At 45.4% G+C, this 13,463-nt stretch carries 15 protein-coding genes and 1 tRNA gene; 5 read left to right on the top strand and 11 right to left on the bottom strand.

Annotated elements, in window-relative coordinates:
* Positions 1 to 154: 154 nt before the first annotated feature.
* From Q0R35_RS06145 to Q0R35_RS06115, 7 genes are all read right to left on the bottom strand, one after another.
* Positions 155 to 227 (bottom strand) — tRNA-Thr (locus tag Q0R35_RS06145).
* Positions 218 to 430, bottom strand: a complete 213-nt coding sequence (locus Q0R35_RS06140; RefSeq protein ID WP_295615211.1) for a hypothetical protein — start codon at positions 428 to 430, stop codon at positions 218 to 220. Before Q0R35_RS06140 ends, Q0R35_RS06145 begins: the two co-directional genes overlap by 10 nt.
* Positions 431 to 461: 31 nt before the next feature.
* Complete coding sequence (locus Q0R35_RS06135) at positions 462 to 1,157, bottom strand: molybdopterin-dependent oxidoreductase (protein ID WP_295615210.1); 696 nt, start codon at positions 1,155 to 1,157, stop codon at positions 462 to 464.
* 34 nt (positions 1,158 to 1,191) lie between these two features.
* Entirely contained in the window at positions 1,192 to 1,809 is a 618-nt protein-coding gene (locus Q0R35_RS06130) for a cytochrome b/b6 domain-containing protein (RefSeq protein WP_295615209.1), read from the bottom strand.
* A 21-nt stretch (positions 1,810 to 1,830) separates the two neighbouring features.
* Complete coding sequence (locus Q0R35_RS06125; RefSeq protein ID WP_295615208.1) at positions 1,831 to 2,883, bottom strand: anthranilate phosphoribosyltransferase family protein; 1,053 nt, start codon at positions 2,881 to 2,883, stop codon at positions 1,831 to 1,833.
* Entirely contained in the window at positions 2,880 to 3,788 is a 909-nt protein-coding gene (locus Q0R35_RS06120; protein ID WP_295615207.1) for a LysR family transcriptional regulator, read from the bottom strand. The genes Q0R35_RS06125 and Q0R35_RS06120 overlap by 4 nt, the downstream gene beginning before the upstream one ends.
* Positions 3,789 to 3,807: 19 nt before the next feature.
* Positions 3,808 to 4,662, bottom strand: a complete 855-nt coding sequence (locus tag Q0R35_RS06115) for a 3'(2'),5'-bisphosphate nucleotidase CysQ (RefSeq protein ID WP_295615206.1) — start codon at positions 4,660 to 4,662, stop codon at positions 3,808 to 3,810.
* 240 nt (positions 4,663 to 4,902) lie between these two features.
* Here Q0R35_RS06115 and Q0R35_RS06110 point away from each other — a divergent pair, with 240 nt between their 5' ends.
* A complete protein-coding gene (locus tag Q0R35_RS06110; protein ID WP_295615205.1) occupies positions 4,903 to 5,208 on the top strand; it encodes a hypothetical protein in 306 nt (101 codons plus the stop codon).
* Positions 5,209 to 5,367: 159 nt separating this feature from the next.
* Here Q0R35_RS06110 and Q0R35_RS06105 read toward each other — a convergent pair whose 3' ends face one another.
* The 3 genes from Q0R35_RS06105 to surE form a co-directional block, all read right to left on the bottom strand.
* Complete coding sequence (locus tag Q0R35_RS06105; RefSeq protein WP_295615204.1) at positions 5,368 to 6,189, bottom strand: MOSC N-terminal beta barrel domain-containing protein; 822 nt, start codon at positions 6,187 to 6,189, stop codon at positions 5,368 to 5,370.
* 153 nt (positions 6,190 to 6,342) lie between these two features.
* Positions 6,343 to 7,692, bottom strand: a complete 1,350-nt coding sequence (locus Q0R35_RS06100; RefSeq protein ID WP_295615203.1) for a leucine-rich repeat-containing protein kinase family protein — start codon at positions 7,690 to 7,692, stop codon at positions 6,343 to 6,345.
* Between the two features lie 16 nt (positions 7,693 to 7,708).
* The gene (gene surE / locus Q0R35_RS06095; RefSeq protein ID WP_295615202.1) at positions 7,709 to 8,530 is read right to left on the bottom strand and encodes a 5'/3'-nucleotidase SurE; all 822 of its coding nucleotides are present in this window, start codon (positions 8,528 to 8,530) and stop codon (positions 7,709 to 7,711) included.
* A 174-nt stretch (positions 8,531 to 8,704) separates the two neighbouring features.
* Here surE and Q0R35_RS06090 point away from each other — a divergent pair, with 174 nt between their 5' ends.
* From Q0R35_RS06090 to Q0R35_RS06075, 4 genes are all read left to right on the top strand, one after another.
* On the top strand, positions 8,705 to 9,727 hold the full coding sequence (locus Q0R35_RS06090; RefSeq protein WP_295615201.1) for a serine/threonine-protein kinase: 1,023 nt from the start codon (positions 8,705 to 8,707) through the stop codon (positions 9,725 to 9,727).
* 337 nt (positions 9,728 to 10,064) lie between these two features.
* Complete coding sequence (atpD, locus tag Q0R35_RS06085; protein WP_295615200.1) at positions 10,065 to 11,516, top strand: F0F1 ATP synthase subunit beta; 1,452 nt, start codon at positions 10,065 to 10,067, stop codon at positions 11,514 to 11,516.
* Positions 11,517 to 11,737: 221 nt separating this feature from the next.
* Positions 11,738 to 12,142, top strand: coding sequence for an ATP synthase F1 subunit epsilon (atpC, locus tag Q0R35_RS06080; RefSeq protein WP_295615199.1), 405 nt, complete (start codon positions 11,738 to 11,740; stop codon positions 12,140 to 12,142).
* A 111-nt stretch (positions 12,143 to 12,253) separates the two neighbouring features.
* Complete coding sequence (locus Q0R35_RS06075; protein WP_295615198.1) at positions 12,254 to 12,727, top strand: phosphate-starvation-inducible PsiE family protein; 474 nt, start codon at positions 12,254 to 12,256, stop codon at positions 12,725 to 12,727.
* A 3-nt stretch (positions 12,728 to 12,730) separates the two neighbouring features.
* On the opposite strand, the gene Q0R35_RS06070 is transcribed toward Q0R35_RS06075, so the two are convergent.
* A complete protein-coding gene (locus Q0R35_RS06070) occupies positions 12,731 to 13,456 on the bottom strand; it encodes a pentapeptide repeat-containing protein (RefSeq protein WP_295615197.1) in 726 nt (241 codons plus the stop codon).
* Between the last annotated feature and the right edge of the window lie 7 nt (positions 13,457 to 13,463).

The raw sequence follows: 13,463 nt of genomic DNA, 5'->3' as shown, positions 1-13,463 counted from the left end.
GTCTCCCCAAGTAGAGCACCTTTTCGCTACTCGGACTGAAATATAAGACAAATCCCCGACTTCTCGAAGAAGTCGGGGATTTCGCGTAACGCTAGCTAGATTCATGCAAGAAGAGCTAGATACTCAGACCTAGCCCTAGCTGTTAATTTATTTAAGCTGGTGGACGGATTCGAACCCCCGACCGGCTGATTACAAATCAGCTGCTCTACCAACTGAGCTACACCAGCGCACTTACATTAGTATAACATACCGACTTTTGCCTGTCTAGTCCGAATTCGATCGAATTGCAAATTGTCGTTGGCACAGCCTCTGTCTTGTCTTGACGCACACAAACGGGAGGTTCCCTCTTCAATGCTTCGCTGACTGAAACACTCTGGCGAGAGGGAACCTCCGCGCGTTGGCGTAGCTTCTCCAACGGAGAATCTCTCATGCGCTCCATCAGGAGAATCGGCAAGTCAAGCTTACAACCCAGCGAACCATTCGTAGCCCAAATCTTCCCAATAGCCGCGTTTTGGTAACAATTCATTGGCGAATACCACTTCTGTTACCCACTTGCTTTGTTTGTAGCCGAGTTTAATTGGTGAGGCTAATCGTAAGGGGGCACCATTTTCGGCGGGTAATTCTTTACCATTCATCCGATCGGCTAATATAGTTTGAGGATGAAGGACTGATGCTAAATCCCAGCTTTCATAATAACCATCGGCAGATTTAAAGTAGACATATTTAGCCGTCGGTTTTGGTTGTGCTAAAATTGCTAAATCTCGCAATCTGACACCACCCCATTGGACGATCGCCGCCCAACCTTCGACACATACTTGCTGAATAACCATTGAAGTATGCGGCATTCGATCGATATCTGCCATTGTGAGGCTGAGGGGATTATTTACTGCTCCAGATATATTTAGTTTGAAGTTTGCCAGATCGATCGCCGGGGTACCGCGAAAGCTATTGACAATTAATTTTTCGGGTTCGATCGCCGAAATTGGAAATTCTGGTGTCGGTTTGGATGATAATAATAAGGATTGAAATGCTTCATTCAGTGGCATTGATAGTTTCCCGATCGGATCGTAGAGCAATGTGCCAGCGACGTTCACCAATAATCCAGCTCCAGTCCACTGTAATAATTGACGGCGAGATATTCGGCTGCTTTCTGCCATAGTTTTTCAGTATTAGGTTTTAGGCTTGAGATTGCTATTTAGGCTGTAAGTCTGCAATTCTTAGATTGAGAAATGCTGTGGCAATCTTGCCGTTACCGATACCCAGAGCTAAAATTGAATGTACTAAGGTATATAACAAGACGAGTGGAACTGTCATAAAATGAATGGTGCGGAGTGTTTGCCAATCGCCAAATTTAGAAGATAACCAATAAAATTGAACGGGTTGATACATCGATAAACCTGTGGCGATCGCTAGTAATAGAATTGGAATAATGCTGGTATAAACAATCCGATGCCAAGCATAGATTTTGCGTTTGGGATTGTTGCTAGCTTGCAAAGCTCTAAGATCTTGTGTGTTGACAAATCGATCGCGCCATCTTTTAGTCCAGAAAATGTAAATACCGTAGGCGAGTAGATTTAAACCATAAATCCACATTAGGGCAAAATGCCAATTTCGGCCTCCAGCCAACCAACCGCCGAGGGTGATTAGCCAGGGAATATGGATACCTTCACGTCCGCCAAATACCGGATTGGCATTATAAATTTGCAAGCCACTGGCGATCGTACCAAATAGACTGATGATATTCACCCAATGAAACAAGCGGACGATCGATGGTTGTGCCCCAGGCATTTTTGGAGTTATTAGTTCCATCTGATTTTCCTCCAAACTAGTTTAAATCTCTTTAATACATGCGCGGATATTATCTAGTCGATCGCGAATTGCACCGCTAACTAGTAATTCTCGTGCCAATTTCATGCCAGCAGACATATCGCTGGCTCCACCACAATGCCACAGGTAAAATCCAGCATTCCACAGTACGGAATTTAATAGCTCTGAAGGTTCTGCACGCAAAACGCGATCGAAATCGGTCATTAATTCTGGGGTAGATAGTAAGGGCGGATTAACATTACTCAAGCCATAGTCGTAATGATGGAGGAAGATCCGGTCTAATTCTTGCCCCGATTGATGAACGCCGATAATGACAGCTCGATCGCGCGGTAAGTCGCTACTGCCTTCTAATCCCTTAACTGTGGTAATTTGATGCGGTGTATTGCGAAGGGTGGCGGCGACGAGTGCTGTCTGTTCGGTGGGGGGATGAACGTAGCCAAAAATCAGGTGAGCATCACCAGCGTAAGGGAACCACAATAGCTCTAGAGTCGCGATCGGCGGACGTTTGCCAATTTGGTCGCGATAGGGTGTCAGTCCCGCTGCGGCGGGGAAAAGAGTGGGTGTATAGATGAAGCCTAATTTAGTTTTCTCAAAAATTTGTTGAACGCGATCGAGAGATAGTTTCGTCCAATCGATGCCCCATTCTTGCCAAATATCGACTAGGGGGATGCCATACTTAGTGGGCATTCGATCGCCACCATGCAAAATTACCGGAATTTCTGCCGCAGCCAGAATCAGCGATACTAATGGGGAGACTGGTGCGGTGCGAGACCTACCATCATAAGGAATACCAAAGATCACTGGCGATCTACCATGACTGGCGACGGGTTGTAACTGAGATCCCAGCCGATCGTAAGTATCTAGCATCCCAGCTAATTCTGCACCCGTGGGACGCTTGATTCGATGAGCGATTAGAAAGGCTCCAATTTGGGCAGGGGTAGCTGTTTGCAGCAGCATCATCTCCATTGCTTCTGCTGCTTGCTCGCGAGTCAAACTCTTACCCGTATGTGGCCCGCTGCCAATTATTTGGACGAATTTCCGAAATCGATCGCTCATTTGTTAGAAGACTGGGTGACTAAATCGCAGAAAAATTGAATGGGGGGAATTTGGAGCCTGTCGGTAGTCGTGACGAGGACGACTTGACGAGAGAGACTGATGCCTGTTTTGGGGGTGGGTTCGATCGATCGAGCTGCCAAAGTAGGATCGTGATGGATGTCGAGTAATGCCGATTTGGGTAACAGTGCGATTAATTTCCCCTGCCTGACTACGCCCCGAAAGGCATCGAGCGTATTTAATTCTAACACCGCATTGAGTTTACTACCTTGTTTGCTAAATTGTTCTTGCACTAATCGCTGCATTCCGTAGCCATCTTTAAAGACTACCTGTGGGTACTTAACTAATTCTGCCCAAGGTACCTGTTGATATGCGGCGAGGGGATGATCTGCTGACATTAAAATTTCGATCGGTTCTTGATAGAGATTTTGCACCACGAGATCGGGACTGGCGGTAAATAGTCGGTTATCCATGACGATGGCGATATCTACCAAACCATCTTTAAGCACTTTGAGAGCGCGATCGCTACCTAATGCTGTTACTCTCAGTTGTACCTGGGGATGTTGATGACAAAACTGCTGTAAAATCGGTGGCAAAATATTGGCACATACCGAATGAATAGCGGCGACACACAGATCGGGTTGTTTGCCTGCAAGGAGATGTTCGATCGATTCGTGTGCGAGTTGCCATTCCGCACAAATTTTGCGTGCGTGGGGTAAGAGCCGTTCGCCACCAATGGTCAGTTTTGCCTGATGATGGCGATGGAATAAGGAAATACCCAAATCTTCTTCTAGCGACTGAATTTGGCGGCTGATAGTCGATTGGGTGCAATTACAAGTACGCGCAGCTTGCTGAAAACTGCCAGTCTCATTAATTGCTAAAAAGGCTTGCAATTGTTCGATCCGCATGTTGTTTCGGTTGCCTTCCTTACTCCTGAATTCCTGCTATGGCGACATCCAAGAGTTGTTGATGCCATTCGCCAGTACTGGCGATCGCACAACCCCACTGCGTGACATCACCCTGATTGTATCGAAGTGGCGTGCCATCTTGGTGGGTAAATTTGCCACCTGCTTCGGTCAAAATCAATTCTGGTGCGGCGAGATCCCAATCTTTAGGCGCAGAGGTACCCGATAAGGATACATATACATCCGCGCGATGTTCGACGATGGCGGCAATTTTACAGCCGATACTCCCGACTTCGAGCTGTTGCTGACAAGGTAATTGAGCTAAGAGATTTACTAGTCGCTTGCTGCGGTGATTGCGACTGGCGACGACGACTAAATCGGTGAGCTTTTTACCCGATGACACCCGAACCGATTTTCTAATGCCATCTAAATCGATTGATTCGGTACCCTTCCCAGTAATTGCTGCATACATGCGATCGGTTTCTGGAATCGTAACCACTGCAAGAACGGGACGATGCTGATATGTTAGGGCAATATGGATCGCATATTCCCCAGTCTTATCGATAAAATCTCGCGTGCCGTCTAAAGGATCGATAATCCAGACCCAATCTTGAGTTAATTGCAAATCGTCAGCCTGATAAGTCTCTTCTGTTAGATAGCCACAACTATCCCCACACATAGATTGAATACCTGCGAGAATGTGTCGATCGACTGTCCGATCTGCGGCGGTGACTGGCCCTTCAGTCTTATCTAATACCTCCAGATCTGCGCGACTGCCACGATAATAAGATTTTAAAATTGCTGCTGCCGTCCAACTCAACTCGATCGTCCGTTCTAAAATGTCAGCTAAAGTCAAATGCGGGAGTGGTGAATTCACAAGAATTGGCAGATTATGGGCGGGAAATAGTCAAAAAGTGTAGATTTGTTGCGGCGACTGCATTCTAGCGACATAACGATCTGTCTAGCCCGATCGCGTGTTCGGTTTCCACTATCTTCAGGTACTAAATCGATACGGTTTCCTGTGTCTAGCTTACCTTAAATTTTGGCAATCGCGGTGCTATAGTGTATATCGAAGCCGCAAGTCGGCATCAAAAAAATAAGTGTGAGGAAATTTTAAATGAACTGGAAAACTTTACTGGTAATCGCCAGCTTAACTGTCTCCGCTGGTCTGACTTCTTGCAGCAAAGAAGCTACTACCACTCCCGACGCGACCAAGACTACTGAGACTAAAACTGAAACCACGACTACTCCCGCAGCAGATACTACCAAGCCTGCTGACGCTACTAAGAGCGATACTACCAAGCCTGCTGATGGCATGAAAACTGACACTACCAAGCCTGCTGACGGTGCCAAGACTGGTGCAACCAAAACTACTGAAACCAAGACTATCGAAACCAAGCCTGCTGAAACTAAAAAGCCTTAGTAGTCTGCTAGTCTGAGGTCTTTTCGCAAGTAATCGACCTTATCTAAACAAACCAACAGCCATCAATATCCTTTCAGACTCTATTTGAGCTGAAGATATCGGTGGCATTGTTTTTAGAGCGGGGAGATGGGAGATGAGAATAAGGAGTCAGAAACAAACCTAATACCTAATACCTAAAAAATCGCCAGTTTTTAAAAACTTACCAGCCTCAAATGGCGGAATTTGGGTATTGAGTGCTAGACGATAAAAATGATTGAATCTCGATTTGTCTACTCCAGCCGGAAATGTTTGCTGACGTTGGTGGGCAAATATTTGCTGAAACTTGAGACTGATATCGCCAGTCAGCGCATCGCGAGTGGGGACGATGCACCGCTGACAGGGATTGATACCGTAAAATTGGACATCTCCCAGTTGAAAATCGATAACAGATTCCGGCGCGCCAAATAAGCGATCTTCCCAAAAAGCCGGAACGCCACTGAGTTCTAAGTTAGTTCTAAATCTGCGGCGAACCTCTGTCAAATCGAGTCCGGGGAACCAGCCGCAAACCGTCTCTAAGGTGGCTGTACTGACAATCGTAGGGCCGTAAGCATTTAAGTCATCGGGAAAGCCTGTAGCGGTATTTTCGATGAGGCTGACGGGAAAGCCAAAAAATGCACTCAACCATCGTGCTAGTTCGGTAATTTCGGTAGTCAGACAAAATTTATAATTAGTCGGATCGTCAGCAGTTTGGATATTAATTACTAATTGCTGCGCTGCATCAGGATCGCTAAAATCGAATCGACTGCGTAATTGATGAATTTTAGCAGTACGTTTGGCATTAACAACTTTACCGCGATCGTCAATAATCGCCCACCGCCTGTCGAATTCTAACGCACCACCTGTCGATATTTTAGCGCGATCGACTAGTTTGCCATCTAAAGATTTAATTGGATAAATGCTAATCTGCGTTAGTGTCGGCTGAATTTCGGTGGTAACATTCACACTCTTTACTCCTGATTGCGATCTCTTCAGATTAGAGATCGATAATTGGTTCGCTTAGTTGAGCCTTGAAACCCAACGTTCTATGGATGTTGGGTTTCGCGGGCTTCTACCCAACCTACGCATGTTATTTAATCCTGATTCCTTAATGTGATGCTACCATGTACCGATCGACTCGGCTAAAATAGCACTAATTTCGACAAACAGAGGACGATTTGCTGGTATGGTTTGCAGACAATCTTGCTGTAATTTTTTCAGTCTTTTAAGTACTAACTTTTCCCGATCCTCATCCTTAGAAGCTCCGTTAAAGACATTCGGCAATTGACAGCGCACGAGTAAATCTTCTAACAGACAACCAAATGCTCTTACCTCAAGTTTTTCCAATGCTAGACTGGCAATCTCATCGGTGCGATCGTAACTAGAAGCCGCTCCAAAATCGCCTAATAAACAATTACCTCGATCGTTTGTCATGATATTATGAGCGTATAAATCACCGTGCATAATGCCCTGAGTGTGGAGATGCGCCGCTGCTGATGAAATGCCGATCGCAATTTGTAAAATTGTCGCTATTGTAAACGATGTTTCCTCAGCATAAGTATCTCTGGTGCAACTATCCAAGCTCGGCGGGTTGCCTAAATTTTGGTAATCGGGTGGAATTAACGATAATATTAACCCCGATTTAGCGTCAGGACAATTGCCAATTTTACCCAACGCACCTACTAAATGCGGATGTCCACCCGCAGCCATGCAAGCATTCATTTCGTCTGCTGGCTCACCATCGCTCGTCATCGCGCCTTTAAAAATCTTGATTGCCACATCAGTTGGGGACTGTGGTGGCGAATGCCATAAGCCTTTAGAAATAACCCCCGAAGCACCTTCCCCCAATGGCTCCGAGAGCGTTAAATCTGCCCACGAAATGATGGGTACCGTTGGCAACAAGTTAGCAGTACAAACAGGATTGCCAGCATAAGCCAGCCACGACAGCCGAGGTAAGGTAAATAACCACTGCGGCAAAGATTCCAGCCGATTTGCTGCCAGTCTAACTAATTCTAAATTCTGACAAGCCGCCATTTCATCCGGTAGCGATCGCAATTGATTTCCGGCTAACATTAATTTTTGCAAGCTTAGGAGCCTCCCGATCGACTTTGGCAATCGCTCCAGTTGATTATCTGTCAGAATCAACCACCTTACCTCCAGCGGCAGAATATTCTCACTCAACACCCTAATTTTGTTAGATTTGAAACCCACCATTGACAGATTTGAACAATCCGCCAATACTTCCGGGACTTCCTCAAAATCGTTATTACTGAGAAAGATAATTTTGAGCTTGTGTAAACGTCCTAAATCTGTGGGTAAAGATTGCAAACGATTATCCGACAGGTTCAATATTTCTAGCGAATCAGCTAAATCAAAAATCTCGATCGGAAATTCAGTTAAGCCAGCAGCTAAATCCAGCCGTTTAATTCCCTGCAATTTACCAGAGCGCAACAAGTCGATTTTTTCCATGTATTATTAATCTAAATTATTCGGACTGAGATTTGAATGACTTTAAATCTTCAATTCCACAGTCTTGAAGACCGAAAACTCCCGCTGCCGAAGTCATATTAAACTGAAGCGGAACGATCGTAATATAGTTGTCTTTAATCGCTCGGACATCGGTTTCAATTTCGGGCGGGAGATGGAGATGTTCGGGTTGTTCGATATCTTGCAACGCTTCGCCAGATAACCAGTAATAAGTCTTTCCGCGTGGATCTACTCGTTTTTGAAATGTATCGAAATAGCGTCTGATGCCCTGACGGGTAATTTTGACACCCACAATTTCCGTTGCTGGTACGGGGGGAATATTCACATTTAATAGTAATGCTTCGGCTAATGGTCGAGCTGCTAAATGAGCGACTAAATCTCTTGCAAAATCGGCGGCGGGTTGAAATTCTTTATGAGTAAAACTAGTCAGACTAAAAGCGATGCTGGGAATGCCCTCGATCGTGCCTTCCATCGCCGCAGATACCGTTCCAGAATACAAAACGTCAGTTCCCAAGTTCGCACCGTGATTGATGCCTGAGAGGACAAAATCGGGGAAGCTATCTAGCAAGGCTCCGAGAGCTAATTTGACGCAATCTGCTGGCGTACCCGAACAAGACCAAGCCTTGACGGTATGATGAAAAATGCCCGTTACTGGTTCGGCTCGAATCGGATCGTGCAGCGTCAAACCGTGCCCGGTTGCCGATCGTTCGCGATCGGGACAGACTACAATTACTTCATGTCCGGCGAGTGCCATTGTATCTGCTAATGTCTTGATACCTAGAGCGAAGATCCCATCATCGTTGCTGATTAATAATTTCATGCGGATCTTATATGAGATGGCTATTGATGTCTTTTTGAGCGACCTGACTCTCATCCTAATCGGTAATCGGCAAAAGATCCGCGAAATGGCTGACCGTCGATGAGAGCGGAACTAGTATGATATCGAAATATATCCTATTTCAATTGTATCGGTAGTTTGCCGATCGAGTTTTTTATGATAGATACGGTAATCAGTCAATCTGCCACCTTAGCTAACTTCGATCGCGATAAAAGCCGCTGGCAATCGATTAGGAACGAGCCGATCGATGGTGAGATTTTAGCAGGTCGATATTTAATGCGGCAGGTTTTGAGTAGGAGCAGTTTTAGCATTACCTGGTTGGCGCAGAATATTTATTTACCAGGACAACCACTGTGCGTTATTAAAAAACTTTCAACCAGATTTACCGATCCTAAATTAACTGAGATTGCGATCGCCCAATTCGAGCTAGAAGCTCTGAGTTTGAGTCAACTCGGCAGTCATGCCCAGATTCCAGCCTTAATAGATTACCTGCAAATTGGCGACGATCTTTATATAGTAGAAGAGTACATTCCGGGTCGCGTACTCACCGAAATTATTGAAAACCAAGGTAAGTTTAGCCAAACTGAAGTCGAAAATTTCTTGACCCAAATGTTGCGGCTGTTGGAGTATATTCACTCTCATCATATACTGCACTGCGATATTAAACCCCAGAATATTATCTTATGCCAAACCGATCGGCGGTTTGTCTTAGTCGATTTTGGAGCAGTCAAAGATATCAATCCCGTTAATAATAAGCGTAAACCAGAACGTACCAGTAGTGTCTCGATCGGTACGCCAGGATTTGCACCACCAGAACAATTAGCCAACCGCGCGGTGCCTGCTAGCGATATCTACGCACTGGGTATGACTTGTATCTATCTGCTAACTGGCAAAAATCTCAGCCAATTTCCGACCGATCCTCACACTTGCGAACTGATGTGGGCAGATGGGATCGATATTAGTATCGATTTGCGGGAAACGATTTCCAAAACCATCCAAATTCCCTTAGGAGATCGCTATCAATCAGCGAGTCAAGTCCTCACCGACTTAGATAATCGATCGGTTCGTGCCAAACTCCGTACATACTTAGACCAAAAGCACGCCGTCTCTAAAACCGGACAGATTGGCGATCGGGAGTACTACCCGGCTGTAGTCCATTGGGCACTGGGCATCGAGTAACTTCGCGCGCCCCAATTACTGACAGTTTAAGTGATAATTTTGCATGGCTAAATCTTGATAAATACCGACAGCGCAGTGCGCGTTCGATGATAGACTGAACCATAGCATTGCAAAATATTAATAGTAGCTAAAAACTGGATCGATTTAGCAAACAGCAACCAGCAACTATTTTAGGCACGATTACCCCGGTAAACTCCGCCAAAAAACTACTTGCGATCGCCTCCAGAGCCAATTACTCGCGATCTTCGCCCAGCGACAACACAGCACAGATCGTCGATCTGGCTGGTTACAGCGACCGCCATAGACAAAATCACACAATAATTAAAGTAACGCGCACATGGCTACCACCGCAGAAAAAACAAACGTGGGGAAACTCACCCAAGTTATTGGTCCAGTTGTGGACGTAGAATTTACTGGTGGTAAAATGCCCCAGATTTATAGTGCCCTCAAAATTGAAGGTAAAAATGAGGCTGGACAAGATGTATCCGTAACCTGTGAAGTTCAACAACTTCTGGGTGACAACCAAGTTCGTGCTGTTGCAATGAGCACCACCGATGGGTTGGTACGTGGAATGGACGTAACCGATTTGGGCGCGCCAATTAGCGTACCCGTCGGGACTGCTACCCTCGGTCGGATTTTTAACGTCTTGGGCGAAACAGTAGATAACCAAGGCCCTGTTGCTACCGAAGAGAGATTCCCCATCCACCGCGACGCTCCCAAGCTGACCGAACTCGAAACCAAGCCTTCCGTATTTGAAACCGGAATTAAGGTGATCGACTTACTTACTCCCTATCGTCGGGGCGGTAAAATCGGTTTATTCGGCGGTGCTGGCGTAGGCAAAACCGTCATCATGATGGAACTGATTAATAACATCGCCACCAACCACGGTGGTGTATCCGTATTTGGTGGTGTAGGCGAACGTACCCGCGAAGGAAACGATCTCTACAACGAGATGATGGAATCGGGAGTAATCGATAAGGAGAACTTAAATAACTCCAAAATTGCACTCGTTTACGGTCAAATGAACGAGCCACCCGGAGCGCGGATGCGCGTTGGTTTGGTAGCGTTGACAATGGCAGAATACTTCCGTGATGTCAACAAGCAAGACGTATTGCTGTTTATCGACAACATTTTCCGCTTCGTTCAAGCGGGTTCTGAAGTATCTGCACTCCTCGGTCGGATGCCTTCTGCCGTAGGTTATCAGCCTACTCTGGGTACCGATATGGGTGACTTACAAGAGCGGATTACTTCTACCAAAGAAGGTTCGATTACTTCCATTCAAGCGGTATACGTACCTGCCGATGATTTCACCGACCCCGCACCTGCGACTACTTTCGCCCACTTAGACGGTACGACTTCGTTGTCTCGTGGTTTGGCTGCTAAAGGCATTTACCCCGCAGTAGATCCTCTCGATTCTACTTCGACAATGTTGCAACCATCGATCGTTGGTGCCGAGCATTATAATACCGCTCGTGCCGTTCAATCGACCCTCCAACGCTATAAAGAATTGCAAGATATCATTGCCATTCTCGGTTTGGACGAACTTGCCGAAGAAGATCGCCTGATTGTTTCCCGCGCGCGCAAAGTCGAACGCTTCTTATCGCAACCCTTCTTCGTTGCTGAAGTCTTCACTGGTTCCCCCGGTAAATACGTGAAATTGGAAGATACCATCAAAGGTTTCCAAATGATTCTCAACGGCGAATTAGACGATTTACCCGAACAAGCTTTCTACCTCGTTGGCGATATCAACGAAGCGAAAGAAAAAGGTGCTAAATTACTCAAAGGCTAGAAGTAGGCTTTAGGTGTTAGGTTTTAGGCTTTAGGGTATGAGGAATGAGTACGATGAATATATCTACTGCTTAATGCTCACTCTAAATCGGGGCAGATACATGTATCTGTCCTAACAACCTAAAACCTAAAAACCTAGAGCCTAAAAACCTAAAAATCTCAACCTTTATAATTTAAAACCTAAAACCTAAAACCTAAAACCTAATACCTAATACCTAAAATATGACACTAACAGTAAAAGTAATTGCTCCAGACAAAACCGTCTGGGATGGCACCGCAGATGAGGTAATTTTGCCCAGTACGACTGGACAATTAGGAATTTTAACCGGACACGTATCGCTGCTAACTGCGCTAGATACTGCGGTAATGCGGGTTAGAGCTAGTAAAGATAAATGGATTCCGATTGCCTTAATGGGTGGCTTTGCTGAAGTCGATAATAATCAAATTACTGTATTAGTTAATGGTGCAGAATTAGGCGAAAAGATCGATCGCGAACAAGCCAAAACAGAATTTACCGCAGCCGAGCAAAAATTGGCTAGCGTTCAAACAGGTAGTCGTCAAGACCAAATTGAAGCCGATCGAAATTTCAAACGCGCCCGCGCTAGATTACAGGCGGCAGGCGGCTAAATTTATATTAAAAGTACAATAAATAATAAACCCTCTCAATCGATCGATTGGGGGGTTTTATAGTTGTAATATTAGTGAATAATTGCGATCGAATTATTGAGGCACGATTTGATGATGCGGCTATTGAGAAGATTGACAGCTATTCTTAATGAAGACGAAAAATTTCTCCACACAGTTGAATCGATCGAAGGGGTTGTTTCTAAGATCTTGTCGATCGGGATGATTTTTGTAACATTTATTGCGATCGGACATTTAGGTTATGCACTGATTGAAAAACTATTACTGACGATCGATCGACCGAGTAATGAGAGTTTCAACACGACTTTATTTGAATTATTTGGACTATTTTTAAATGTTTTAATTGCTTTAGAAATCCTCGAAAATATCACGGCATACTTACGAAAACACGTTATTCAAGTAGAGCTAGTTATTGTAACTTCGCTAATTGCCGTCTCTAGAAAAATCATTATTCTCGATCTTGAAAAGAAAAGTAGTAGCGATTTAATTGCCTTAGCCGTTGCCGTATTTTCGCTCTCAGTCGGTTATGCGATCGTCCATCAAACCAATCGCACCAATCGCAAATAGATGTTAATACGAAGGGTCGAATTTAACTGGTTCCGATTGTCTGGTACCTCCTGGTACCAGCCGCTGAGGACGACCTAATCCTGGTGGAATCCGATAAACGCGGGGACGCTGAGGCATGGTGGCACCTTCTTCAACATCGGGCTTGGCTGGAACCGAACTCGGTACAGTTGTGCTGTTACGATCGGTTGAATTGGGCGAAGGACTAATTATCGGTGCAGAACCGCTTACGCCTCTGGCACCAGCAAGATTGGCACTAGTCAATGATGTATTTCCCAGATTTACGCCTGTAAAATCTGCGAGTGCTAAATTCGAGCCAGCCAAATCGGTATTCGACAAAATTGCCGTCCTAAAATTGGTATTGACTAAATTTGCATAAGAGAGATCCGTGCGAGTGAGATTGGTATTGGCAAAATTAACATCGATCGCACTTGCCGCTTGTAATACTGCTTGGGTAAGATTGGTACGAGCGAGCGTCGCACCAGTCAGATTGGCTCCACCGAGTTTAGCTCCTGAAAGGTTAGTTCCCGTCAGATTTGCCCCGACGAGATTTGCCGCCTGAAGATCGGCATTGACGAGCTGTTTGCGGCTGAGATCTGCACCGCTAAGATCGCAGCCGACACATTTTTTAGTACTTAGGAGGGTTTGAAGATCTGTAGGACTATAAGCATTCGCAGGAGCAGCAATGCCAAAACAGATGACCGCGCCTAAAAAATATAAACGGTGGTTCATCGAACGA

This window comes from Chamaesiphon sp. GL140_3_metabinner_50 (assembly GCF_025361915.1).
Classification (GTDB): domain Bacteria; phylum Cyanobacteriota; class Cyanobacteriia; order Cyanobacteriales; family Chamaesiphonaceae; genus Chamaesiphon.
Note: the sequence above shows the minus strand (reverse complement) of the source record. Positions and strands in the feature narration are given on the sequence as shown.

Bases quoted from the DNA above. Each gene is read 5' to 3' on its own strand.
- Q0R35_RS06140 (WP_295615211.1), bottom strand. From the start codon at position 430: ATGAGAGATTCTCCGTTGGAGAAGCTACGCCAACGCGCGGAGGTTCCC.
- Q0R35_RS06135 (WP_295615210.1), bottom strand. From the start codon at position 1,157: ATGGCAGAAAGCAGCCGAATATCTCGCCGTCAATTATTACAGTGGACT.
- Q0R35_RS06130 (WP_295615209.1), bottom strand. From the start codon at position 1,809: ATGGAACTAATAACTCCAAAAATGCCTGGGGCACAACCATCGATCGTC.
- Q0R35_RS06125 (WP_295615208.1), bottom strand. From the start codon at position 2,883: ATGAGCGATCGATTTCGGAAATTCGTCCAAATAATTGGCAGCGGGCCA.
- Q0R35_RS06120 (WP_295615207.1), bottom strand. From the start codon at position 3,788: ATGCGGATCGAACAATTGCAAGCCTTTTTAGCAATTAATGAGACTGGC.
- Q0R35_RS06110 (WP_295615205.1), top strand. From the start codon at position 4,903: ATGAACTGGAAAACTTTACTGGTAATCGCCAGCTTAACTGTCTCCGCT.
- Q0R35_RS06100 (WP_295615203.1), bottom strand. From the start codon at position 7,692: ATGGAAAAAATCGACTTGTTGCGCTCTGGTAAATTGCAGGGAATTAAA.
- surE (WP_295615202.1), bottom strand. From the start codon at position 8,530: ATGAAATTATTAATCAGCAACGATGATGGGATCTTCGCTCTAGGTATC.
- Q0R35_RS06090 (WP_295615201.1), top strand. From the start codon at position 8,705: ATGATAGATACGGTAATCAGTCAATCTGCCACCTTAGCTAACTTCGAT.
- atpD (WP_295615200.1), top strand. From the start codon at position 10,065: ATGGCTACCACCGCAGAAAAAACAAACGTGGGGAAACTCACCCAAGTT.
- atpC (WP_295615199.1), top strand. From the start codon at position 11,738: ATGACACTAACAGTAAAAGTAATTGCTCCAGACAAAACCGTCTGGGAT.
- Q0R35_RS06075 (WP_295615198.1), top strand. From the start codon at position 12,254: ATGATGCGGCTATTGAGAAGATTGACAGCTATTCTTAATGAAGACGAA.
- Q0R35_RS06070 (WP_295615197.1), bottom strand. From the start codon at position 13,456: ATGAACCACCGTTTATATTTTTTAGGCGCGGTCATCTGTTTTGGCATT.